The sequence below is a fragment of the Priestia aryabhattai genome (assembly GCF_023715685.1).
GTDB lineage: Bacteria > Bacillota > Bacilli > Bacillales > Bacillaceae_H > Priestia > Priestia aryabhattai_B.
Genome location: NZ_JAMBOQ010000012.1, coordinates 1 through 24,633 on the forward strand (window position 1 = coordinate 1; position 24,633 = coordinate 24,633).

At 39.3% G+C, this 24,633-nt stretch carries 25 protein-coding genes, 1 rRNA gene and 2 other annotated features; all 26 genes read left to right on the forward strand.

Going from position 1 to position 24,633, the window contains the following annotated elements:
• Nucleotides 1–10 precede the first annotated feature (10 nt).
• The 26 genes from rrf (at nucleotide 11) to rpoB (ending at nucleotide 24,587) form a co-directional block, all read left to right on the forward strand.
• A 5S ribosomal RNA gene (rrf, locus tag M3225_RS26190) occupies nucleotides 11–126 on the forward strand.
• Between the two features lie 235 nt (nucleotides 127–361).
• On the forward strand, nucleotides 362–823 hold the full coding sequence (locus M3225_RS26195; RefSeq protein ID WP_251399803.1) for a CtsR family transcriptional regulator: 462 nt from the start codon (nucleotides 362–364) through the stop codon (nucleotides 821–823).
• Nucleotides 824–864: 41 nt separating this feature from the next.
• A complete protein-coding gene (locus tag M3225_RS26200) occupies nucleotides 865–1,407 on the forward strand; it encodes a UvrB/UvrC motif-containing protein (RefSeq protein ID WP_251399806.1) in 543 nt (180 codons plus the stop codon).
• Nucleotides 1,408–1,410: 3 nt separating this feature from the next.
• Nucleotides 1,411–2,484: a protein arginine kinase gene (locus M3225_RS26205; protein ID WP_251399810.1), complete on the forward strand. Its 1,074-nt coding sequence runs from the start codon at nucleotides 1,411–1,413 to the stop codon at nucleotides 2,482–2,484.
• 20 nt (nucleotides 2,485–2,504) lie between these two features.
• On the forward strand, nucleotides 2,505–4,946 hold the full coding sequence (gene clpC / locus M3225_RS26210; RefSeq protein WP_195781465.1) for an ATP-dependent protease ATP-binding subunit ClpC: 2,442 nt from the start codon (nucleotides 2,505–2,507) through the stop codon (nucleotides 4,944–4,946).
• A 123-nt stretch (nucleotides 4,947–5,069) separates the two neighbouring features.
• On the forward strand, nucleotides 5,070–6,446 hold the full coding sequence (gene radA / locus M3225_RS26215) for a DNA repair protein RadA (RefSeq protein WP_251399821.1): 1,377 nt from the start codon (nucleotides 5,070–5,072) through the stop codon (nucleotides 6,444–6,446).
• 3 nt (nucleotides 6,447–6,449) lie between these two features.
• Nucleotides 6,450–7,529, forward strand: coding sequence for a DNA integrity scanning diadenylate cyclase DisA (disA, locus tag M3225_RS26220; RefSeq protein ID WP_013054900.1), 1,080 nt, complete (start codon nucleotides 6,450–6,452; stop codon nucleotides 7,527–7,529).
• A gap of 147 nt (nucleotides 7,530–7,676) precedes the next feature.
• Nucleotides 7,677–8,774, forward strand: coding sequence for a PIN/TRAM domain-containing protein (locus M3225_RS26225; protein ID WP_251399823.1), 1,098 nt, complete (start codon nucleotides 7,677–7,679; stop codon nucleotides 8,772–8,774).
• Nucleotides 8,775–8,799: 25 nt separating this feature from the next.
• A complete protein-coding gene (ispD, locus tag M3225_RS26230; protein WP_182421727.1) occupies nucleotides 8,800–9,501 on the forward strand; it encodes a 2-C-methyl-D-erythritol 4-phosphate cytidylyltransferase in 702 nt (233 codons plus the stop codon).
• Nucleotides 9,498–9,977, forward strand: a complete 480-nt coding sequence (gene ispF, locus M3225_RS26235) for a 2-C-methyl-D-erythritol 2,4-cyclodiphosphate synthase (protein ID WP_251399839.1) — start codon at nucleotides 9,498–9,500, stop codon at nucleotides 9,975–9,977. Before ispD ends, ispF begins: the two co-directional genes overlap by 4 nt.
• A gap of 105 nt (nucleotides 9,978–10,082) precedes the next feature.
• Nucleotides 10,083–11,534 (forward strand): glutamate--tRNA ligase, encoded by a 1,452-nt coding sequence (gene gltX / locus M3225_RS26240; protein WP_251399843.1) that lies wholly within the window; start codon nucleotides 10,083–10,085, stop codon nucleotides 11,532–11,534.
• Nucleotides 11,535–11,579: 45 nt separating this feature from the next.
• Nucleotides 11,580–11,803, forward strand: a binding site (T-box leader).
• A gap of 72 nt (nucleotides 11,804–11,875) precedes the next feature.
• Nucleotides 11,876–12,532 carry a serine O-acetyltransferase gene (cysE, locus tag M3225_RS26245; protein ID WP_013054905.1) on the forward strand — a complete coding sequence of 219 codons (657 nt, stop codon included), beginning with the start codon at nucleotides 11,876–11,878 and terminating at the stop codon, nucleotides 12,530–12,532.
• On the forward strand, nucleotides 12,522–13,919 hold the full coding sequence (gene cysS, locus M3225_RS26250; RefSeq protein ID WP_251399846.1) for a cysteine--tRNA ligase: 1,398 nt from the start codon (nucleotides 12,522–12,524) through the stop codon (nucleotides 13,917–13,919). The genes cysE and cysS overlap by 11 nt, the downstream gene beginning before the upstream one ends.
• Before the next feature lie 7 nt (nucleotides 13,920–13,926).
• Complete coding sequence (locus M3225_RS26255) at nucleotides 13,927–14,352, forward strand: Mini-ribonuclease 3 (RefSeq protein WP_013054907.1); 426 nt, start codon at nucleotides 13,927–13,929, stop codon at nucleotides 14,350–14,352.
• The gene (rlmB, locus tag M3225_RS26260) at nucleotides 14,342–15,085 is read left to right on the forward strand and encodes a 23S rRNA (guanosine(2251)-2'-O)-methyltransferase RlmB (protein WP_251399864.1); all 744 of its coding nucleotides are present in this window, start codon (nucleotides 14,342–14,344) and stop codon (nucleotides 15,083–15,085) included. The genes M3225_RS26255 and rlmB overlap by 11 nt, the downstream gene beginning before the upstream one ends.
• 2 nt (nucleotides 15,086–15,087) lie before the next feature.
• Nucleotides 15,088–15,597 (forward strand): NYN domain-containing protein, encoded by a 510-nt coding sequence (locus M3225_RS26265; RefSeq protein WP_251399868.1) that lies wholly within the window; start codon nucleotides 15,088–15,090, stop codon nucleotides 15,595–15,597.
• A 68-nt stretch (nucleotides 15,598–15,665) separates the two neighbouring features.
• Nucleotides 15,666–16,316 (forward strand): RNA polymerase sporulation sigma factor SigH, encoded by a 651-nt coding sequence (gene sigH, locus M3225_RS26270; protein WP_251399871.1) that lies wholly within the window; start codon nucleotides 15,666–15,668, stop codon nucleotides 16,314–16,316.
• 81 nt (nucleotides 16,317–16,397) lie between these two features.
• The gene (gene rpmG, locus M3225_RS26275) at nucleotides 16,398–16,547 is read left to right on the forward strand and encodes a 50S ribosomal protein L33 (RefSeq protein WP_013081365.1); all 150 of its coding nucleotides are present in this window, start codon (nucleotides 16,398–16,400) and stop codon (nucleotides 16,545–16,547) included.
• A gap of 53 nt (nucleotides 16,548–16,600) precedes the next feature.
• On the forward strand, nucleotides 16,601–16,780 hold the full coding sequence (gene secE / locus M3225_RS26280) for a preprotein translocase subunit SecE (protein ID WP_013054912.1): 180 nt from the start codon (nucleotides 16,601–16,603) through the stop codon (nucleotides 16,778–16,780).
• A 195-nt stretch (nucleotides 16,781–16,975) separates the two neighbouring features.
• Nucleotides 16,976–17,509 carry a transcription termination/antitermination protein NusG gene (gene nusG / locus M3225_RS26285; RefSeq protein ID WP_014462032.1) on the forward strand — a complete coding sequence of 178 codons (534 nt, stop codon included), beginning with the start codon at nucleotides 16,976–16,978 and terminating at the stop codon, nucleotides 17,507–17,509.
• Between the two features lie 165 nt (nucleotides 17,510–17,674).
• On the forward strand, nucleotides 17,675–18,100 hold the full coding sequence (gene rplK / locus M3225_RS26290; RefSeq protein WP_013054914.1) for a 50S ribosomal protein L11: 426 nt from the start codon (nucleotides 17,675–17,677) through the stop codon (nucleotides 18,098–18,100).
• Nucleotides 18,101–18,210: 110 nt separating this feature from the next.
• Nucleotides 18,211–18,906, forward strand: a complete 696-nt coding sequence (gene rplA, locus M3225_RS26295; RefSeq protein ID WP_013054915.1) for a 50S ribosomal protein L1 — start codon at nucleotides 18,211–18,213, stop codon at nucleotides 18,904–18,906.
• A gap of 65 nt (nucleotides 18,907–18,971) precedes the next feature.
• Nucleotides 18,972–19,115, forward strand: a sequence feature (ribosomal protein L10 leader region).
• A 40-nt stretch (nucleotides 19,116–19,155) separates the two neighbouring features.
• Nucleotides 19,156–19,656: a 50S ribosomal protein L10 gene (gene rplJ, locus M3225_RS26300; protein WP_251399874.1), complete on the forward strand. Its 501-nt coding sequence runs from the start codon at nucleotides 19,156–19,158 to the stop codon at nucleotides 19,654–19,656.
• 44 nt (nucleotides 19,657–19,700) lie between these two features.
• Entirely contained in the window at nucleotides 19,701–20,063 is a 363-nt protein-coding gene (rplL, locus tag M3225_RS26305; RefSeq protein ID WP_013054917.1) for a 50S ribosomal protein L7/L12, read from the forward strand.
• A gap of 112 nt (nucleotides 20,064–20,175) precedes the next feature.
• A complete protein-coding gene (locus tag M3225_RS26310) occupies nucleotides 20,176–20,778 on the forward strand; it encodes a class I SAM-dependent methyltransferase (RefSeq protein WP_013081367.1) in 603 nt (200 codons plus the stop codon).
• A 245-nt stretch (nucleotides 20,779–21,023) separates the two neighbouring features.
• Nucleotides 21,024–24,587 (forward strand): DNA-directed RNA polymerase subunit beta, encoded by a 3,564-nt coding sequence (rpoB, locus tag M3225_RS26315; RefSeq protein ID WP_013081368.1) that lies wholly within the window; start codon nucleotides 21,024–21,026, stop codon nucleotides 24,585–24,587.
• The last annotated feature ends 46 nt before the right edge of the window (nucleotides 24,588–24,633 follow it).

Consider the following 24,633-nt stretch of genomic DNA (forward strand, 5'->3'; position numbering starts at 1 on the left):
CAATCTCTTGTCTGGTGGCGATAGCGAAGAGGTCACACCCGTTCCCATACCGAACACGGAAGTTAAGCTCTTTAGCGCCAATGGTAGTTGGGACTTTGTCCCTGTGAGAGTAGGACGTTGCCAGGCACCTGAAAAAGGACTAGCTATTTTAGCTAGTCCTTTTTTGTTTACAATTTATTTATTTTGTGAAAAAGTATAGTAAGAACAATAAAATTCACTATTTGTAGGTTTTGAAATAAATTTTAGTGGCAACGATAAAAGTAAAGAATAAACTTTAATAGTACATAGTTGAAAATTTTTTCGTTTCCTTTTATATTTAAATTAAGGTCAAATATAGTCAAAGTCAGAAGGAGGGGGCAACGTGCCAAATATCTCTGACATTATCGAACAGTATTTAAAACAAGTACTTGAATTAAGTGAAAGAGAAATTGTTGAAATAAGGCGCAGTGAGATTGCTGATAAATTTCAATGCGTTCCGTCGCAAATTAATTATGTTATCAATACCCGTTTTACAGTTGAGAGAGGTTATCTTGTAGAAAGTAAGCGAGGCGGCGGGGGCTTTATTCGTATTGCAAAGGTGAAAATGCATGATGCAGCGGATTTGTTTCAGCAAGTAATTGAGATGATTCAAAATGAAATTTCACAAGTGAGTGCTGAAAACGTCATTATTAGGTTAGTTGAAGAAAAAGTCATCACAGAACGAGAAGCAAGAATCATGTTGAGTGTTATCAATCGTTCAGTTATTAATATTGAACTTCCTTATCGTGATGAGCTAAGAGCTAATCTTTTAAAAGCAATGCTTAATGCATTACGCTATCGATAAACTCATGATCTATTTTATTTAGAACAGGGAGTGATGACAGGATGATTTGTCAGCAATGTGAAATGAGACCTGCAACTCTTCACTTCACAAAAATTATTAATGGTGAAAAGACGGAGATGCATGTATGTGAACAATGCGCTTCAGAAAATGGAGATACATTTTCTTTTTCAAATCAGGAAGGTTTTTCAATCAATAACTTACTAGCTGGCCTGCTTAACCTAGATCCAGCAGTGACAGAAAACTATAAGCAACAAAGTCAGGAGGTTCTTTCTTGTCCCACTTGCGGTATGACATATCAAAAATTTGCTAAAATCGGCAGGTTTGGATGTGCAGACTGCTACAAAACATTTGAGCGGCCTCTTATTCCTTTTTTGAAGAGACTGCATGGAGGTAATTATCTACATCATGGAAAAATACCAGCACGAATTGCAAGTAATCTTCATTTAAAAAAGGAATTACAGGCATTGAGATTGAACTTAAAAGAGTATATCGAAAAAGAAGAGTTTGAGAAAGCAGCCGAACTCCGAGATCATATTCGATTACTAGAAAAGAAGATGAACGAATCGAGAGAGGAGGAAGCGTAATTCATGTCCCAGGATTTGTTCTTTTCCCAGCCTGTTAGCTCTTGGATGCGTCAAGAAGCTTCAAACTCAGATATTGTTTTAAGCAGTCGAATCAGGCTGGCTCGAAATTTAACTCATTATCTTTTTCCAACTCTCTTTTCTAAAGAACAAGCAGTTGAAGTGGTTCGAGTATTCGAGCAAGTTTTTCAAAAAAGTGAAAACACCAATCAGTGGAATTTGCATTTACTAAAGATGAACGACTTACAGCCTCTTCAAAAGCAAGTGTTGGTTGAAAAGCATCTTATCAGTCCCAACTTGGCTGAAGGAGATAACGACGGAGCTTGTTTTTTATCAGAAAAAGAAGATTTGAGTATTATGGTTAATGAAGAAGATCATTTACGCATACAATGTTTATTTCCAGGTCTCCAATTATCTGAAGCTCTAAGCACAGCAAATAAAGTAGATAATTGGATTGAGAAATACGTAGATTATGCGTTTGATGAAAATAGAGGGTACTTAACCAGCTGTCCCACAAATGTGGGTACTGGGCTACGTGCATCTGTGATGATGCATCTGCCCGCTTTAGTGATGACCCGTCAAATTCATCGTATTATTCCTGCTATCAACCAGCTTGGCTTAGTGGTGAGAGGAATTTACGGTGAAGGTAGCGAAGCTTTAGGGAATATCTTTCAAATTTCTAATCAGATGACCTTAGGGAAATCCGAAGAAGATATTGTGGCAGATTTAAATAGTGTCGTCCAGCAGTTGATTACGCAAGAGCACTCTGCAAGAGACGCGCTGTTTAAAACATCTCGTTTAGAACTAGAAGATCGAGTGTATCGTTCATATGGAGTATTGGCCAATAGCCGTATTATTGAGTCAAAAGAAGCTTCACAATGTTTATCAGATGTTCGATTAGGAATCGATTTAGGGTATATAAAAGGACTGAGTCAAAATATATTGAATGAACTTATCATTATGACGCAGCCAGGCTTTTTGCAAAAGTATTCTGGAGGGCCTCTAAAGCCTCAAGAACGAGATATTAAAAGAGCCACCTTAATTCGAGAACGTCTCACTATAAATAAAAACATAAATTAAACGTGGAGGGTGACGATTATATGATGTTTGGTAGATTTACAGAGCGCGCACAAAAAGTATTAGCTTTAGCACAGGAAGAAGCACTACGCCTAGGTCACAACAATATTGGAACGGAACACATTTTATTAGGTATCGTTCGTGAAGGTGAAGGGATTGCAGCAAAAGCTCTTTCTGCTCTAGGCCTAAGCACTGAAAAAATTCAAAAAGAAGTAGAAGCATTAATTGGCAGAGGTCAAGAATTAACGCAGACCATTCATTATACACCTCGAGCGAAAAAAGTCATTGAACTTTCAATGGACGAAGCGCGAAAGCTTGGTCACTCTTATGTAGGAACAGAACATATCTTACTAGGCTTAATTCGTGAAGGTGAAGGCGTTGCAGCACGCGTTTTAAATAATCTAGGCGTCAGCCTAAATAAAGCTCGTCAGCAAGTGCTTCATTTGTTAGGTAGCAATGAAGCTGCTTCAAGCCATCAAGGCGGAGGCTCTTCAAATGCCAATACACCTACGCTAGACAGCTTAGCACGCGATTTAACAGTTATAGCACGCGAAGGAAGCTTAGACCCTGTTATCGGACGTGGGAAAGAAATTCAGCGTGTTATTGAAGTGTTAAGCCGACGCACAAAAAACAACCCTGTATTAATTGGGGAGCCAGGTGTCGGTAAAACGGCAATCGCTGAAGGTTTGGCTCAGCAAATCGTCAACAATGAAGTTCCAGAAATTTTACGTGACAAACGCGTTATGACTTTGGATATGGGAACGGTCGTTGCTGGTACAAAATACCGCGGGGAATTTGAAGATCGCTTGAAGAAAGTAATGGATGAAATTCGTCAAGCAGGTAATATCATTCTCTTTATCGATGAGTTACACACATTAATTGGCGCTGGTGGCGCAGAAGGTGCTATTGACGCTTCTAATATTTTAAAACCGTCTCTTGCTCGTGGAGAACTTCAGTGTATCGGTGCTACGACTTTAGATGAATACAGAAAATACATTGAAAAAGATGCAGCATTAGAGCGTCGCTTCCAGCCAATTCAAGTGGATGAACCAACGTTGGAAGAGTCTATTCAAATCTTAAAAGGGCTTCGTGACCGTTATGAAGCGCATCACCGAGTATCTATTTCTGATGAGGCAATTGAACAAGCGGTGAAACTATCAGATCGCTACATTTCAGATCGTTTCTTACCGGATAAAGCAATCGATTTAATTGATGAAGCTGGTTCAAAAGTGCGTTTACGTTCATTTACAACGCCGCCAAATTTAAAGGAATTAGAGCAAAAATTAGAATCAGTACGCAATGAAAAAGATGCGTCTGTTCAAAGCCAAGAATTTGAAAAAGCAGCATCTTTACGCGATACAGAACAACGCCTACGCGAAGAATTAGAAGACACAAAGAAAATTTGGAAAGAGCAGCAAGGTAAAGAAAACTCAGCTGTAACCGTAGAAGATATTGCGATGGTGGTATCTAGCTGGACGGGTGTACCGGTCTCTAAACTGGCACAGGAAGAGACAGAAAGACTGCTGAACATGGAAGAGATTCTTCACTCTCGTGTAATTGGGCAAGAAGAAGCGGTAAAAGCAGTTGCAAAAGCTGTGCGCCGTGCTAGAGCAGGCTTGAAAGATCCAAAACGTCCAATTGGTTCATTCATTTTCTTAGGACCAACAGGGGTTGGTAAAACAGAGCTTGCACGTGCATTAGCCGAGTCAATCTTCGGCGATGAAGACGCAATGATTCGTATCGATATGTCTGAGTACATGGAGAAACATTCTACTTCACGCTTAGTAGGTTCACCTCCAGGATATGTTGGATATGAGGAAGGCGGCCAGTTAACGGAAAAAGTAAGAAGAAAACCTTACTCAGTTGTTCTTTTAGACGAAATTGAAAAAGCACATCCGGATGTATTTAACATTTTATTACAAGTGTTAGAAGATGGACGCTTAACAGATTCAAAAGGCCGTACAGTTGATTTCCGTAATACGATTTTAATTATGACATCAAACGTAGGTGCTGATACATTAAAACGAAGCAAGCACTTAGGATTCACAGTAGAAGCGGAAGGGCAAGACTACAAAGATATGAAAGGAAAAGTAATGGCGGAAATGAAGCGCGCATTCCGTCCAGAGTTCCTAAACCGTATCGATGAAATTATCGTCTTCCATTCATTAGAGAAACCTCACTTAGCTGAAATCGTTAAATTAATGGCGGATCAGTTAACAAAACGCTTAAAAGAGCAAGAAATTGATCTTGAATTAACAAAAGAAGCAATTGATAAGATTGCAGAGGAAGGTTTTGATCCAGAATACGGTGCTCGTCCACTTCGTAGAGCAATTCAAAAACATATTGAAGACCGTTTATCTGAAGAGCTGCTAAAAGGAGTTGTTCAAAAAGGTCAGAAAGTGACGCTAGATGTAGACAAAGGAGAATTTGTTGTCAAATCCTCCGCTCCAAGCAGCATCAGCTAAATTTACTCAAACCAAGACGAGGCATACGAAAAAACACGTATGCCTCCCTTTTTATTTTAGCTTAGGAAATAGTGTACAATAGAGATAGAAATCGATTGAATGAACGGAGAGATTGATAACATAATGGCAAAACGAAAAACAAAATTTGCATGTCAGCATTGCGGATATGAATCAGCAAAATGGATGGGGAAATGTCCCGGATGCGGAAGCTGGAATTCTATGGTAGAAGAAATGGAAGAAACGAAATCATCACGCCGAGGAGCTTTTTCCGGAGCTACTGCTTCTAAAGTTCAAAAGCCTCAGTCAATTACAGCGATTGAATCTACAACAGAACCACGAATTTTTACACCTTCTGCAGAGTTAAATCGTGTATTAGGAGGAGGTATTGTCAGAGGGTCACTCGTTTTAATAGGGGGAGATCCGGGTATCGGAAAGTCTACTTTACTTTTGCAAACCTCCACGCAGTTAGCAATGAAGCAAAATAAAGTACTATATATTTCGGGAGAGGAATCAACCAAACAAACTAAGTTAAGAGCAGACAGGCTAGGTGTAAAAGCTGAAGAGCTTTATGTTCACGCAGAAACAAACTTAGAATTAATACTAGAGGCCATCTCAAACATGCAGCCTGATTTTGTGGTGATTGATTCAATTCAAACCATTTACCATGCTGATGTGACATCAGCGCCAGGAAGCGTCTCACAGGTGCGAGAGTGTACGGCTGAACTAATGCGCGTTGCTAAAACGAATGGAATTGCCATCTTTATTGTGGGTCATGTAACGAAAGAAGGGGCCATTGCAGGTCCAAGACTTCTTGAACATATGGTGGATACGGTTCTTTATTTTGAAGGAGAGCGTCATCATACGTATCGTATATTAAGAGCGGTTAAGAACCGGTTTGGATCTACAAATGAAATGGGCATTTTTGAAATGAAAGAAAGTGGGCTAGAAGAAGTATTGAATCCATCTGAAATCTTTCTAGAAGAACGGTCTCAGGGAGCAGCAGGGTCGGTTGTTGTCGCTTCAATGGAGGGGACAAGACCTGTATTAGTAGAGCTGCAGGCGCTAATCAGTCCAACGAGCTTTGGAAACCCTAGAAGAATGGCAACGGGAGTAGATCATAATCGTGTTTCGCTTATCATGGCTGTCTTAGAAAAGCGTGTAGGAATGCTGCTACAGAATCAAGATGCTTATTTAAAAGTAGCAGGTGGAGTGAAATTAGATGAACCAGCAATCGATTTAGCTGTAGCCGTTAGTATTGCTTCAAGCTTCAGAGATGCTGCTTCTAGCGCTACAGATGTTATCGTAGGAGAAGTAGGATTAACAGGTGAAGTACGCCGAGTATCTAGAATTGAACAGCGCGTTCAAGAAGCGGTAAAATTAGGGTTCAAACGAATTATTATCCCGGAGAAAAATTTAGGAGGATGGAAAGTCCCAGATGGTATTGATGTGATTGGGGTATCAACAGTAGCGGAGGCTCTGCAATATACATTAGGAGGATAAGAAGTGGAAGGAGAAAAAACAACAGTTAGTCAAAAACAAATATCAGAAATTCTGCAGTTTGTAGCACCAGGAACCCCTATTCGTGACGGTATCGATAACGTCTTGCGGGCAAAGACGGGCGGCTTAATTGTTATGGGCTACAATGAACAAGTAAAAAAGATGGTAGATGGAGGGTTTTCGATTAATTGTGCATTTACACCTGCGCACTTATACGAGTTAGCCAAAATGGATGGAGCGCTTATTTTAAACGATAGTGGAAGCAAGATATTATTTGCTAATGCTCAGCTCATGCCAGACCCCTCTACCCCTTCTTCACAGACAGGAATGCGTCACCGTACAGCAGAGCGCGTAGCTAAGCAGTCAGGCGTATTGGTGATAGCCATTTCACAAAGACGAAATGTGATTACGCTTTACAAAGGGTCTCTGCAGTATGTATTGAAGGACATTAGTGTCATTTTAGCAAAAGCGAATCAAGCGCTTGGAACCCTTGAAAAATACAAGGCGGTATTAGACGAATCTATTACAAGTCTCAGTGCATTAGAGTTTGAAGAGCAAGTAACTCATACAGATGTGCTGCAGTCGCTTCATCGTACAGAAATGGTTCTGCGTATTAAAAATGAAATTTTGAGCTATATTAGCGAGTTAGGAACAGAAGGAAGACTAATTCGTCTCCAAATGAATGAACTACTTTCTCACTTAGAGGAAGAAGCAACTTTATTAATCAAAGATTATATGTATGACCTCAGCTTTGACCCTTACCGAGTAATCGAACGCATGCAGCAGCCGTCAAATAATGTTCTTCTCGATGACCAAACGCTTCTTCGCTTGATGGGATATCCCATGTATACAAGCTTTGAAGACAGCGTTATTCCTAGGGGGTATCGAATGCTTCATAAAATTCCAAGGCTTCCATCGATCATTATCGAAAATCTCATTGATGAATTAGGAGATTTAAAAACGATAGCAGATGCGTCGGTAGAAGAATTGGATGAGGTAGAAGGTATCGGTGAAATTCGAGCACGGAAAATAAGAGAAGGCTTAAAAAGACTAAAAGAGCAGCATCTCACAAACCGTCAGCTATAGGATATTAATTGACATTAAATGTTTGATTCATTAAGATATTGTGAAAATACAAAAAAAGTGACAGTTTGTTTACAAATTCTGTTTTTTGGTTAAATAACAGGTTTCAATCATTGTAAACTGTTTATAATGATAAAGGGAGGTGAAGGCGTGTTAAAACGTTTTGTACAGTTATTTTTTATTATTACAGGTGGTACATTGGGCGTCTTTTTTATACCTGAACTTATTCAATTATTAAATCTGCAAGATGTAGCATTTCTAGAAAAACCTTACGTCGATGCAATACTGGGAGCCATTTTGTTTTTCCTTGTCACGTTTTGGATTGTTGATTATATAGTTGAATTAATTCGCCGAGTGGAAGAGGCGTTACTGAAGGCGCCTGTAACGGATGTACTTTTTGGTAGCTTAGGATTGATTTTAGGGCTTATTGTGGCCTACTTGGTCGGAGCTTTTTTAGGCAGAATTCAACTTCAAGTAGTAAGTACAATTTTACCAATCTTTCTAAGTATTCTTTTAGGTTACTTAGGGTTTCAAGTCGGCTTTAAAAAGCGTGATGAGCTTGTAAGCGTGTTTTCGATGCCAGCTCGAATTGGGAAGAAAAAAGGACAAGAAGAAGAATCAGATAACGAAGAATCATTAAAGTCTCTTAAGATTTTAGATACAAGCGTTATTATTGACGGCCGTATCGCAGATATTTGTCAAACAGGCTTTTTAGACGGAACGATTGTTATTCCGCGCTTTGTGCTTGAGGAACTTCAGCATATTGCTGACTCATCGGATGTTCTAAAACGAAACAGAGGTAGACGAGGTCTAGATATTCTAAACCGTATTCAAAAAGAACTGGCAATGAAGGTAGAAATTTATGAAGGCGATTTCGAAGACATTCAAGAAGTGGACAGTAAGCTGGTCAAATTGGCAAAGCTGACTTCCGGGTTGGTCGTTACAAACGATTTTAATTTAAATAAAGTATGTGAACTTCAAAATGTCGGCGTCTTAAATATTAATGACTTAGCAAATGCCGTCAAGCCAATTGTGCTTCCCGGAGAAGAAATGAACGTGTTGGTTATAAAGGATGGTAAAGAGCACAATCAAGGTATTGCCTATCTTGATGACGGTACAATGATCGTGGTAGAAGAAGGAAGAAATTATATTGGAAAGCAAATTGATGTACTGGTGACGAGCGTACTCCAAACCTCAGCAGGCCGTATGATTTTTGCGAAACCCAAGTTATTAGAAAAAGCACTGTGACGTAACAGGTAAAGGGAGTATACCTATGAAGTATGAAATTATCGTTTTAGCTGCAGGTCAGGGGAAGCGAATGAAAGCGGGGCGGAACAAACAATTTTTAACCATTCAAAACGTTCCGCTTATCATTCATACGCTGCAAAAATTCGAACAAGATCCTTGGTGCAGTGGAATTGTGCTAGTCGTAAATGAAAAAGAAGTGGAGATTTTTAAAGAGTTATTAACTGAATATCCAATTCAAAAGGTTCAATCATTGACAGTTGGAGGCGATGAACGTCAACATAGCGTTTATAACGGCCTTAAGAGTTTAAAGCAGGCTCAGATGGTATTAATTCATGATGGCGCTCGTCCATTTGTGCAACAAAACACAATCCATGAGTTAGTAGAAAAAGCTGCTAGTGATAAGGCTGCTGTGCTGGCTGTTCCAGTAAAAGACACAATTAAGCGTGTGGAACAGGGTACTGTCATTGAAACAGTTGAACGCTCTAGCTTGTGGGCTATTCAAACGCCGCAGGCTTTTCTTTTTGATGTAGTAATGGATGCACACGAAAAAGCAAAAACAAATGAATACTTAGGTACAGATGATGCAAGCTTAGTAGAAAAAGCGGGGCAAAAAGTATCGATTGTAGAGGGGAATTACGATAATATAAAACTAACAACACCAGAAGATTTGTTATATGCAGAAGCTATATTAACAAAGTTAAACACAGCTAAAGGAGTGGAAAAATGAACATTCGGGTAGGACAAGGGTTCGACGTACATGAATTTGCAGAAGGAAGACCTTTAATTATCGGCGGTTTAGAAATTCCGTATGAAAAAGGATTATTAGGTCATTCAGATGCAGATGTGCTGTTGCATACAATCGCAGATGCATTATTAGGAGCGGCGGCTAAAGGAGATATCGGAAAGCATTTTCCAGATACAGACCCTGAATTTAAAGATGCTGATTCAGCAAAGCTTCTTCAACACGTATGGAAACTACTAAAAGATGAAGGCTATGAATTAAGTAATGTAGATTGCACCATTATCGCGCAAAAGCCTAAAATGGCTCCTTACATTGAACCGATGAGAGAGCGTATTGCACAACTGTTAGAAACGAGCATTTCTCAAATTAACGTCAAGGCAACAACAACAGAAAAGTTAGGTTTTACGGGACGCGAAGAAGGAATTGCTGCCCAAGCAGCCGTTTTAGTTTATCAAAAATAAAAACAGTTGACTTTGACAGATACCTATTTGGTGATAAAATTAGAACATGTCTAAAACATATAAATACATACTATAAGTAATATTAAATTGGAGGTCATCTTAGTTATGTCAAGCGAAGTAAGAGTTCGTTATGCCCCGAGTCCAACTGGACATCTTCATATAGGGAATGCAAGAACAGCACTATTTAATTATTTATTTGCACGAAATCAAAACGGTAAATTTATTATTCGTATTGAAGATACAGATCAAAAGCGTAATATCGAAGGCGGAGAAGAAAGTCAGCTGCGCTATTTAAAATGGTTAGGTATTGAATGGGATGAGAGTATTGACGTAGGCGGTGAATACGGTCCTTACCGCCAGTCTGAGCGTACAGAAATCTATCAGAAGTATACGGAAGAACTTCTTGAAAAAGGATTAGCGTATCACTGTTACTGTACGTCAGAAGAGCTTGAAAAGGAGCGTGAAAAACAGCAAGCGAACAGTCAAATGCCCCGCTATTCAGGTAAGTGCCGTAACTTAACAGCTGAACAGCGTGCTGAACTAGAAGCAGAAGGCCGTGAGCCAAGCATTCGCTTCCGTGTTCCTAGTAACACAGAAATTAAGTGGAACGATATTGTAAAAGATGAAGTATCATTTGAGTCTGAAGGCATTGGTGATTTCGTTATTGTGAAAAAAGACGGTACGCCAACATATAACTACGCTGTAGCCATTGATGATCATCTAATGAAGATGACACATGTTCTTCGCGGGGATGACCATATTTCTAATACACCGAAGCAAATTCTTGTGTATGAAGCTTTAGGCTGGACGCCTCCTGTATTTGGTCATATGACATTAATCGTAAATGAAAATCGTCGCAAGCTAAGTAAGCGTGATGAGTCAATCATTCAGTTTATTGAGCAATATAAAGAATTAGGCTATTTGCCAGAAGCACTGTTTAATTTTATTACAATGCTTGGCTGGTCACCTGTGGGTGAAGAAGAAATCTTCTCTAAAGAACAGTTCATTGAAATTTTTGACCCGGCTCGTTTATCAAAATCTCCAGCACTATTTGATACAAGCAAATTACGTTGGATGAACAACCAATACATGAAACAATTGGATTTAGACGAGGTAGTAGCTTTATCAGTTCCTCACTTAGTGAAAGCTGGAAAAATTGAAGAAACGCGCGATGCAGAAACAGAACAATGGGTACGTGACTTAGTCGCTCTATACCAAGAACAAATGAGCTTTGGCGCTGAGATTGTTGAACTTACTGAAATGTTCTTTAAGAAAGAAATTGATTACAGTGAAGAAGCAAAAGCAGTGCTTGCTGAAGAGCAAGTACCGGAAGTGTTAAAAGCATTTGCTGAAGAGATTTCTTCTTTAAAAGAATTCAGCGCTGATGAGATTAAGGCAGCAACAAAAGCAGTACAAAAAGCAACAGGTCAAAAAGGTAAAAAACTATTTATGCCAATTCGTGTAGCAACAACAGGCGAAACACATGGTCCTGAGCTTCCAAAAGCTATTTCTCTTTTAGGAAAAGAAACAGTTTTAGCACGTTTACAAAGCATTTAAAGTTAACAAATTTCTATTTTGCCCATATGATAAAATAATCAAATATGGATATCGTTGAGAAGGAAGAGTAGGCAAGTTCATTGCATATCAGAGAGGGTTATCACCGGCTGAAAGTAACCTATGACAAAACTTGTTGAAGTGCGCCTTTGAGTCTTTTGTTGAATGCTAATAAGTAAGTAGGCAAAAGCGGGTACTTTCACGTTATGAGAGCAGAGTTGGGATTGTTTGTTGATCCAAACAGAGTGGAACCGCGTATATACGTCTCTGTGTCATTTGACATAGGGGCGTTTTTTTATACAATCAATGAATAGATAGAGGAATAGCGGAATTGGGGTGAGATGATGCTAAAGTTGTTAAAGGAAGACATTGAGGCCATATTTGAACAAGATCCTGCGGCAAGAAGTTATATTGAAGTGATATTAACCTATTCGGGGTTGCATGCTATTTGGGCACATAGATTAGCTCACGGGCTTTTTAAAAGAAAGTGGTTTTTTCTGGCACGTGTAATCTCACAAATTAGCCGATTCTTCACAGGGATTGAAATTCATCCGGGTGCGAAAATTGGCCGCCGATTTTTTATTGACCACGGAATGGGAATTGTTATTGGGGAAACGTGCGAAATTGGAGATAATGTAACGGTATATCAAGGAGTAACACTCGGAGGAACAGGGAAAGAAAAAGGAAAGCGTCACCCGACGATTGAAGACAATGTCTTAATTGCAACAGGTGCTAAAGTGTTAGGGTCGATTACGATTCATGCGCACTCCAAAATTGGAGCAGGCTCAGTTGTGTTAAATGACGTTCCAGAAAACTCAACGGTTGTTGGTATCCCTGGCCGAGTCGTCATTCAAAATGGCGTCCGGATTCCAAAAGATTTGAATCATCAAGATTTGCCAGATCCAGATGCAGAGCGTTTCAAACAGCTAGAGAAAGAAATTTTACACCTGCAAAATCAATTAAAGGAATTAAAAGAAGGGAAGATTCACCATGGCAATTAAGCTATATAACACGTTAACACGTCAAAAAGAGACGTTTGTACCGTTAGAAGAAAACAAAGTCAAAATGTACGTGTGCGGACCGACCGTGTATAACTATATTCATATTGGAAATGCACGTCCTGCGATCGTATTTGATACGGTGCGCCGCTATTTAGAATTTAGGGGCTACGATGTAGAGTATGTCTCAAACTTCACAGATGTGGATGATAAATTAATTAAGGCAGCAAAAGAGTTAGGAGAAGATGTTCCAACGATCGCAAACCGCTTCATCGATGCCTACTTTGAAGATACGTCAGCTCTTGGGTGCAAGCATGCGGATGTGCATCCACGCGTAACTGAAAATATGGATATCATTATTGAGTTCATCGATGAACTGGTGAAAAAAGGCTATGCATATGAGTCAGAGGGCGATGTATATTATCGTACGCGTAAGTTTGAAGGATACGGAAAATTATCACATCAGTCTATTGATGAATTGCAATCCGGTGCTCGTATCGAAGTTGGAGAAAAGAAAGAAGACCCATTAGACTTTACTCTTTGGAAAGCAACTAAAGATGGAGAGATTGCGTGGGATAGCCCTTGGGGGCAAGGAAGACCGGGCTGGCATATCGAGTGCTCAGCGATGGCACGCAAGTATTTAGGTGATACAATCGATATCCACGCAGGCGGTCAGGACTTAGCTTTCCCTCATCACGAAAATGAAATTGCCCAATCAGAAGCTCTCACTGGGAAAACGTTTGCGAAATACTGGCTTCATAACGGATATATCAATATTGATAATGAAAAGATGTCTAAATCACTAGGGAACTTCGTGTTAGTTCATGACATTATTAAAAAGCACGATCCTTCTCTACTTCGATTCTTTATTTTATCTGTTCACTATCGTCACCCAATTAACTATAACGAAGAAATTTTAGAGAATACGCGCAAAGGGTTTGAGCGTCTGCAAACAGCTTACGGCAACCTAACTCACCGTCTAGAAGCAGCAACAAACCTTCAAGAAGATGCTTCAGAATGGTTCGAAAAGCTAAAAGAGCTTCGCGAAACGTTTGTTGAAGAGATGGATGATGATTTTAATACGGCAAATGCCATTTCTGTTCTGTTCGAGCTAGCAAAGCAAGCTAACTTGTATTTATTAGAACAAACAACGTCTACAGATGTAATTGAAGCCTTTATTAAAGAGTTTAAAGAATTAGGTGCTGCGATAGGCATTACGTTTGGAGAAGCTGAACTTCTAGACGAAGAAATCGATCAATTGATCCAAGATCGTATTCAAGCTCGTAAAGATCGCAATTTCCAATTGGCAGATCAAATTCGAGATGAATTAAAAGCTAAAAATATTATTTTAGAAGATACGGCGCAAGGAACAAGATGGAAAAGAGGATAATAGTGTTATGAGCAGCAGTAAATTAGATGTAAAACAGCTAAATAGCTTAGCTCTTGCTTATATGGGTGATGCGGTGTTTGATTTACATGTTCGCCGCCACCTGCTGGTGTTAGGGACAGTGCGCCCTAACCAGCTTCATAATAAAGCTAAAAAATATGTATCAGCAAAAGCACAAGCGCAAATCGTATATTATTTTAAAAATGAAAACTTTTTTACTGAAGAAGAAGAAGGTGTACTGCGCCGAGGACGCAATGCGAAGTCCGGTACAGTCCCTAAAAACACAGATGTGCAAACGTATCGCTACAGTACGGCATTTGAAGCGGTCGTAGGCTATTTGTATCTCTTAGGTGAAGAAGAAAGAATGATGGAACTTATTACTAAAGCTATCTCTTTCGTCGATGAAGGAGAGGGAGGAATGAATCATGGAACATGAATTTATCATTGGACGTAATCCAGTCCTAGAAGCCCTAAAGTCTGGGCGCGACATTAACAAACTATGGATTGCCGAAGGATCGCAAGGCGGTTCTATGGGGCAAATCACGCAGTTAGCAAAACGTAATGGTGTATTGGTGCAGTTTGTACCGAAAAAGAAAATTGAGCAAATGGTAGATGGTATTCATCAAGGAGTGGCTGCACAAGTTGCTGCTTATCAGTATGCAGAGTTGGATGATTTATTTAACTTAGCAGAAAAACGTAATGAAAGTCCGTTTTTTCTTCTGTTAGATGAGCTTGAAGATCCCCATAATTTAGGTTCTATTATGCGAACAGCCGATGCCGTTGGCGCACACGGTATCATTATTCCAAAGCGCCGTGCAGTTGGATTAACAGCCACTGTAGCAAAGGCGTCTACAGGAGCGATTGAACATATTCCTGTAGCAAGGGTAACAAACCTATCAAGGACGATTGATGAATTAAAAGATCGAGGCGTATGGATTGTTGGAACAGATGCGAAAGAAAGCGACGATTACCGCAACTTAGATGGAGGCATGCCGCTTACGTTAGTGATTGGAAGCGAAGGAAAAGGAATGAGTCGTTTGATTCGTGAAAAATGCGACTTTCTTGTACAGCTTCCAATGGTTGGGCATGTTACATCGTTAAATGCATCTGTAGCAGCTAGTCTTCTCATGTATGAGGTTTACCGAAAACGCCATCCTCTAGGTGAATAAGAATGGATATTCTACTAGTGGATGGTTATAACATGATAGGTGCGTGGCCCGACCTAAGAAAGCTTAGAGATAATGATTTAGCCAGTGCTCGAGACCTGTTAATCGAAAAGATGGCAGAGTATCAAGCATATATGGGCTATCGTGTCATTATTGTCTTCGATGCTCATATGGTCGAAGGAATTGAAAAGAAGGCAAAAAATCATAAGGTTGACGTTGTATTTACAAGAGAAAATGAAACAGCGGATGAGTACATTGAAAAGCTGGCTCAAGTGCTAAACAATGTGAAGACACAGATTCATGTTGCCACATCTGATTTTACGGAACAGTGGGCAATTTTTGGACAAGGTGCGCTTAGAATTTCTGCTCGAGAATTGTACAACGAAATTGAGCAAATTGAGAAACATATTAATCTTGATGTGAAGTCTATTCAAAATCAAAAGCCAGCGGCACGCATTCAACTTTCCAATCAAGTAGCCGAAATTTTCGAAAAATGGCGTCGGGGACAGCGGTGAGGTTATTGACGGTACGGAATTAGCTACTGTATAATATTTCTATCTACTGTGCGGTCGGGGGGATCGATATGGGCGATAATTATGGGAGAAAACTGCATGCTCATTTCGAACAACAAGAGGATGAAACAGTTGTCGATCTTGTGCATAAAGGCGATATTGACGCATTAGAGTATTTGATTCATAAATACAAAAATTTTGTGCGAGCAAAGGCGCGGTCATATTTTTTAATTGGGGCAGACCGTGAAGATATTGTGCAAGAAGGTATGATAGGGTTATATAAGGCAATTAGAGATTTTAGAGAAGATAAGCTAGCTTCGTTTAAAGCTTTTGCTGAACTTTGCATTACCAGGCAAATTATTACCGCTATTAAAACCGCAACAAGGCAAAAACATATTCCATTAAACTCTTATGTATCATTGGACAAGCCAATATATGATGAAGAGTCCGACCGAACCTTAATGGATGTTATTTCGGGGACAAAAGTAGCAAATCCGGAAGAGTTGCTCATTAATCGAGAGAAGTTTGATGATATTGAATTAAAGATGGCTGAACTGTTAAGTGATCTTGAGCGAAAAGTTCTCGTTCTTTATTTAGATGGTCAATCTTATCAAGAGATTTCAGAAGAGTTAAACCGCCACGTCAAATCCATCGATAATGCACTTCAGCGTGTGAAGAGGAAATTAGAGCGCTACCTCGAGATTCGTGAAATCACAATGTAGCCTTCTATCCTCATATTGACATGCTAAGAAAGTCTGTGATACTTTTTTATAGACATTATCACTTTATAGGTGGTTGACATTATGCGTAAAAAAGTTGTACTTGCGTGTGTGCAATGCGCTAGTCGTAACTATACGACTATGAAAAACACACAGCAAAACGAAGAGCGTTTAGAAATGAAGAAGTTTTGCAAAACGTGTAACGCACATACGATTCATCGTGAAACAAAGTAGATCAATAATCTGCACAGACTAATACCCCTTTTACTTTATTGGAGGTTACAAACATGAACCGTGTAGGAAATTTCTTGCGTGATGTTGGGCGTGAGATGAAGAAGGTAAGTTGGCCTAAAAAAAATGAGCTAACCCGTTATACAATTACTGTTATTTCTACAGTTGTATTTATGACACTCTTTTTTGTAGTAGTTGATTACGGAATTTCGTCACTTATTCGTTTAATCCCTTGAATAAATTGACTTAAATCATGGTATAATAAAGCTAAATTATGTTTTTTTCAGAAAAGCCCGGAGACGGGTTTTTTAATTTGCTTTAAGAATGATTGTGCTAGGAGTCAACTATTTTCCTAGTGCGTTGTCTGTGCAATAGATTAGGACATCTTATTTTATAGTGAGCTGGGAGGGAAGGACGTATAGTCCTCAGAAATGGAGAAAAATTGGTATGTAGTTCATACTTATTCTGGATATGAAAATAAAGTAAAAACAAACTTAGAAAAGCGCGTAGAAACAATGGGTATGCAAGATAAAATTTTCCGCGTTGTTGTTCCTGAAGAAGAAGAAAGAGAAATTAAGAACAATAAAGAAAAAATCACAAAGAAAAAAGTATTTCCAGGCTACGTGTTAGTTGAAATCATCATGACGGATGATTCATGGTATGTAGTTCGTAATACACCTGGTGTTACGGGCTTTGTAGGTTCAGCAGGTTCAGGCTCAAAGCCAACTGCTCTTCTACCAGAAGAAGTAGAAATGATCTTAAAACAAATGGGCATGGACGAGCAGCATGCTGACTTTGACTTTGAACTAAAAGAAACAGTATTGGTTCAAGAAGGTCCGTTTGCAAACTTCGAAGGTACCATTGAAGAAATCGATACAGATAAACGTAAAGTTAAAGTTCATGTTGATATGTTCGGAAGACAAACGCCAGTAGAGCTAGACTTTACACAAATTGAAAAAATATAATCTGTAAGACCTTGCAATTCATGAAGTTTAATGTTAATATTTCATAAGTCAGTATGTCTCAAAACTAGAGACTAAAACAACTATTTCTTTATTTTATATATAAAGAACATTGAGTGGGAGGGCATCGCCCTATTACCACATCACGGACTTAAGGAGGTGTGTCTCGTGGCTAAAAAAGTAATTAAACTTGTTAAGTTACAAATTCCTGCAGGTAAAGCAAATCCAGCGCCACCAGTTGGTCCTGCATTAGGTCAAGCCGGTGTTAACATCATGGGTTTCTGTAAGGAGTTTAACGCTCGCACAGCTGATCAAGCTGGTCTTATCATTCCTGTTGAAATCACGGTATTTGAAGACCGTTCATTTACATTTATTACGAAAACTCCACCTGCTGCTGTACTACTTAAGAAAGCGGCTGGTATTGAGTCTGGTTCTGGTGAACCAAACCGTAATAAAGTTGCAACAGTCAAGCGTGACAAAGTGCGTGAGATTGCTGAAACTAAAATGCCTGACTTAAACGCTGCTAGCGTTGAATCTGCAATGCGCATGGTAGAAGGTACAGCGCGCAGTATGGGAATCGTAGTTGAAGACTAATTCCATTTGATTGGGTGTTAGAAGGTTGCGAGAAATGGAAGTTTTCCTATGCTCGCAACCTTTATTAGTGGGAGGTTATTCCGTTAAAACCACATAAGGAGGAAACAAAAATGGCTAAAAAAGGTAAAAAGTACGTTGAAGCTGCTAAGCTTGTAGATCGTACACAAACTTATTCAGTACAAGAAGCGATTGAATTAGTAAAGAAAACAAACACAACTAAATTTGATGCAACTGTAGAAGTAGCATTCCGTTTAGGAGTTGACCCTAAGAAAGCTGACCAACAAATTCGTGGTGCAGTAGTACTACCAAACGGTACAGGTAAAACTCAACGTGTATTAGTATTCGCTAAAGGCGAAAAAGCTAAAGAAGCTGAAGCTGCAGGCGCTGACTACGTTGGCGATGCTGACTACATCAACAAAATCCAACAAGGTTGGTTCGAGTTCGATGTAATCGTAGCTACTCCAGACATGATGGGTGAAGTTGGTAAACTTGGTCGTGTATTAGGACCTAAAGGTTTAATGCCAAACCCTAAAACTGGTACAGTAACATTTGATGTTCAAAAAGCAGTTAACGAAATCAAAGCTGGTAAAGTAGAATACCGCGTTGATAAAGCTGGTAACATCCACGTACCAATCGGTAAAGTATCTTTCGAAGAGAGCAAGTTAGTTGAAAACTTCACTACAATCTTCGAAACTATGGTAAAAGCTAAGCCGGCAGCAGCAAAAGGCACATACATGAAGAACGTAGCTGTTACTTCAACAATGGGCCCTGGTATCAAAGTTGATACTGCTTCATTCTCTGCTTAATAAATTTGGAAATAAATCGGTGTTGACTTTTTGAAAGTCCCTGATTATAATAGATAATGTTGTTAAAAAGAATAACATTTGTACCGTAGACAGTAGGTGCTGCAAAGCTTAATTTCCTACCGAGGTGTGTGAGATAAATTAGTGAAACGTTATGGTTCGCTTACTACACCTCCATGTCTTTATTGTCATGGAGGTTTTTTATTGCACCTTGTCTGAGTGTACGGAAGGAAATCTACAGGAGGTGTAAAGATGAGCAACGTAATTGAACAAAAGAAACAAGTCGTAGACGAAATTGCTGAGAAACTTCAAGCGAGTAACTCAATGGTTGTCGTTGACTACCGTGGTTTGAATGTTGCTGAAGTTACTGAACTTCGTAAGCAATTACGTGAAGCAGGCATTGAGTTCAAAGTTTACAAAAACACTTTAACTCGCCGTGCTGTAGAAAAACTTGAACTAACAGATCTTAATGATGCGTTAGTAGGTCCAAATGCGATCGCATTTGGTGGAGAAGATGTTGTTGCTCCAGCTAAAATTCTAAACAACTTCGCTAAAGAACACGAAGCGTTAGAAATCAAAGCTGGTGTAATTGAAGGTAATGTTGCATCTGTTGAAGAAATTAAAGCACTTGCAGAACTACCATCTCGCGAAGGCTTACTTTCTATGTTGCTTAGCGTGCTTCAAGCTCCAATTCGCAACCTTGCTCTTGCTACAAAAGCTGTGGCAGATCAAAAAGAAGAACAAGGTGCATAATCTAGTCTGTTATATATAACACAATCACAAGGAGGAAATTAACAATGACTCAAGAACAAATCATTGAAGCAGTTAAAAATATGACTGTTTTAGAACTTAACGATTTAGTAAAAGCAATCGAAGAAGAATTTGGCGTAACTGCTGCTGCTCCTGTAGCTGTAGCTGGCGGTGCTGCTGGTGAAGCTGCTGCTGAGAAAACTGAATTTGACCTAGTACTTGAAAGTGCTGGCGGCCAAAAAATTAAAGTTATCAAAGTAGTACGTGAAATCACTGGTCTTGGCTTAAAAGAAGCTAAAGAAATCGTTGATAACGCTCCAAAAGCTCTTAAAGAAGGTATTTCTAAAGAAGAAGCTGAAGAAGCAAAAGCTAAACTTGAAGAAGTTGGCGCTTCTGTAGAAGTTAAGTAATTATTGCTTAACAACTGATATAAAAAAGCTCGCTTGTACAAGCGAGCTTTTTTGCTTCTGTCATCCTTTTCATTTATAGTAAAGAAGAACATATTGATTAGGAGGTTCTATTTTGACAGAACATTATTTTTCTAATACACCATCGTCTGCAAGTAATGAAGAGCGCTTTTCATTTGAATTGAGAGGAACCTCTTTTTCATTTACGAGTGACCGCGGTGTTTTTTCAAAAAAAGAGATCGATTTTGGATCACGCTTGTTAATTGAAACGTTTCAAATGCCCGAGAGTCCCGGCCCGCTTCTAGACGTTGGGTGCGGATATGGCCCAATTGGGTTGGCACTTGCAAAAGAGGATAGCCAAAGAAACGTTCATATGGTCGATGTCAATGAACGTGCATTAGCACTAGCTCAAAAAAATGCTGAAGTTAATTCAGTATCAAATGTTTCAATCTATCAAAGCTCTTGCTATGAAAATGTGAAGGAAACGAATTTTGCAGCTATTCTTAGTAATCCGCCGATCCGTGCGGGTAAAAAAGTCGTTCATGAAATTCTAGAAAAGTCATTAGATCACCTTGCTGACCAAGGAGAACTTTGGATTGTGATTCAGAAAAAGCAAGGAGCACCATCTGCTCTTGCGAAATTAGAATCTCTATTTAATGAAGTAGAAGTAGTAGAAAAGAAAAAAGGGTATTATATCATATGTGCTAAAAAATGTTGACTAATATTTTTTAGTATGTTAGCATTATAAAATGCCAATATATAAATATTCCATATAAGCTCGGGTTATACATAAAATAAAAGGTATAATTTTGAATTATATGGGAAAAACTAATAAAATCAATAGTACGTTTTTATGAAATTGTGGTTTTCTATTTAAAGAGACCATTTTTCTTTTGTTCAATAATAAACATATGGTTTATTATATATTTTGAATAATAACGCTTGATTTGAGGGGTGAATCAGTTGACAGGTCAACTAGTTCAGTATGGACGCCACCGCCAACGCAGAAGTTATGCTCGTATTAGTGAAGTTTTAGAGTTACCGAACTTAATCGAGATTCAAACGGCTTCATACCAATGGTTTTTAGATGAAGGTTTACGAGAAATGTTCCAAGATATTTCTCCAATTGATGATTTTACAGGTAACTTATCACTAGAATTTATTGATTACAGCTTAGGTGAGCCAAAGTATTCAGTAGGAGAGTCTAAAGAACGTGATGTAACTTATGCAGCACCTCTTCGTGTTAAGGTGCGGTTAATTAATAAAGAAACAGGTGAAGTAAAAGACCAAGATGTGTTCATGGGAGACTTCCCATTGATGACCGAAACAGGTACCTTTGTAATTAATGGTGCTGAGCGTGTTATCGTATCACAGTTGGTTCGTTCACCAAGTGTTTACTATAGTGGAAAGCTTGATAAAAACGGTAAAAAAGGATATACAGCAACTGTTATCCCTAACCGTGGTGCATGGCTAGAATATGAAACTGATGCAAAAGATGTAGTATACGTGCGTATTGATCGTACTCGTAAACTGCCAGTAACAGTGCTGTTACGCGCGCTAGGTTTCGGTTCTGACCAAGAGATTATCGATTTAATCGGTGATAATGAATACATCCGTAATACGCTTGAAAAAGATAATACGGAAACAACGGAAAAAGCGCTATTAGAAATCTACGAGCGTTTACGTCCTGGTGAACCACCGACAGTTGAGAATGCGAAATCTCTATTAGTATCTCGCTTCTTTGATCCAAAACGATATGACTTAGCGAACGTAGGTCGCTATAAAATTAATAAAAAGCTTCATATCAAACATCGCTTATTTAATCAAAAACTAGCTGAAACATTAGTTGATCCTGAAACAGGTGAAATTATTGCAGAAAAAGGCGCAATGATTGACCGCCGTCTGCTAGATCGCTTGATTCCGATGCTTGAAGGTGGAGTAAACTTCAAAACTTATAGTCCGGTTGGTGGAGTAGTAGAAGACGATGTTACATTACAATCTATTAAGATCTATGCGCCAAATGATCCAGAAGGTGAAAAAATCATCACTGTATCAGGCAACGCATATGTAACAGAAGAAGTTAAAAATATCACACCTGCTGATATTTTAGCATCAATCAGTTACTTCTTTAACTTGCTTCATCAAGTAGGAGACACAGATGATATTGACCACTTAGGCAACCGTCGTCTGCGTTCTGTAGGTGAATTGTTACAAAACCAATTCCGTATCGGTTTATCTCGTATGGAACGTGTTGTTCGTGAAAGAATGTCAATTCAAGACACGAATACAATCACACCTCAACAATTAATTAATATTCGTCCAGTTATTGCGGCGATTAAAGAGTTCTTTGGAAGTTCTCAATTATCACAGTTCATGGATCAAACGAATCCATTAGGTGAATTGACGCACAAACGTCGTCTTTCAGCTTTAGGACCTGGTGGTTTAACGCGTGAGCGCGCTGGTTTCGAAGTGCGTGACGTTCACTACTCTCACTATGGTCGTATGTGTCCAATTGAAACGCCAGAGGGTCCGAATATCGGGTTAATTAACTCACTATCTTCTTATGCAAAAGTAAATAAATTCGGTTTCATCGAAACACCTTACCGTCGTATCGATCCTGAAACAGGTAAAGTGACAGAGCGAATTGACTACTTAACAGCTGATGAAGAAGATAACTATGTTGTAGCCCAAGCAAACGCTCGTCTAGGTGATGATGGTTCATTCTTAGATGAAAATGTCGTTGCACGTTTCCGTGGAGAAAACACGGTTATCCGCCGCGATCGTTTAGACTATATGGATGTATCACCAAAACAAGTTGTATCTGCCGCTACAGCATGTATCCCATTCTTAGAGAACGATGACTCTAACCGTGCATTAATGGGTGCGAACATGCAACGTCAAGCAGTACCTTTATTAAATCCTGAAGCACCAATCGTAGGTACAGGTATGGAATACGTATCTGGTAAAGACTCTGGTGCAGCCGTGATTTGTAAATACCCTGGTGTTGTAGAGCGCGTAGAAGCAAAACAAATTTTTGTTCGCCGCTATGAAGAAGTAGACGGACAAAAAGTTAAAGGTAACTTAGATCAATACAAATTATTAAAATTCGTTCGTTCTAACCAAGGTACTTGTTACAACCAGCGTCCAATTGTTTCAGTTGGCGACGAAGTAGTAAAAGGTGAGATCTTAGCCGACGGTCCTTCAATGGAAAAAGGTGAGCTTGCTTTAGGACGAAACGTAATGGTTGGTTTCATGACATGGGATGGTTACAACTATGAGGATGCCATCATCATGAGTGAACGCCTTGTGAAAGACGATGTATATACGTCTGTTCATATTGAAGAATATGAATCTGAGTCTCGTGATACGAAACTTGGACCTGAAGAAATTACGCGTGACATTCCAAACGTAGGTGAAGATGCGCTTCGCAACTTAGATGAGCGTGGAATCATCCGCATTGGTGCAGAAGTAAAAGATGGAGATCTTTTAGTTGGTAAAGTAACGCCAAAAGGCGTAACAGAACTAACAGCTGAAGAACGTCTTCTACACGCTATTTTCGGTGAGAAAGCGCGTGAAGTTCGTGATACTTCTCTTCGTGTACCACACGGCGGCGGTGGAATTATTCTTGATGTTAAAGTCTTCAACCGTGAAGATGGCGACGAATTACCACCAGGTGTAAACCAATTAGTCCGTGTATACATTGTTCAGAAGCGTAAAATTTCTGAAGGTGACAAAATGGCCGGTCGTCACGGTAACAAAGGTGTAATTTCACGTATTTTACCTGAAGAAGATATGCCTTACCTACCAGATGGTACGCCAATTGACATCATGTTAAACCCACTAGGGGTACCATCTCGTATGAACATCGGTCAGGTGCTAGAGCTTCATTTAGGTATGGCTGCTCGTAAGCTTGGCATTCACGTTGCATCTCCAGTATTTGATGGTGCGCGTGAGGAAGATGTTTGGGCAACAATCGAAGAAGCTGGCATGTCTCGTGATGCTAAAACAGTTCTATATGATGGTCGAACAGGTGAACCATTCGATAACCGTGTATCAGTAGGGATCATGTACATGATCAAACTTGCTCACATGGTAGACGATAAACTTCACGCTCGTTCTACTGGACCATACTCACTTGTTACACAACAACCACTTGGTGGTAAAGCGCAGTTCGGTGGACAGCGTTTTGGTGAGATGGAGGTATGGGCACTTGAAGCATATGGTGCTGCTTACACATTACAAGAGATCTTAACAGTGAAATCAGATGATGTAGTAGGTCGTGTGAAAACATACGAAGCAATTGTTAAAGGTGAAAACATTCCAGAACCTGGCATACCTGAATCATTCAAAGTATTAATTAAAGAACTACAAAGTTTAGGTATGGATGTGAAGATGCTTTCTGCTGACGAGCAAGAAATTGATATCATGGATTCAGAAGAGGACCATGAGCAACCAACAGAATCAATTATTGCAGATAACGAAGAAAGCCTTTCTGAAGGACAAAAAGATCCTGTCACAAAAGAGTAAGGAATTACTTTCATATAAACGTTAAGGGAAAAAACCTGTAGATTAA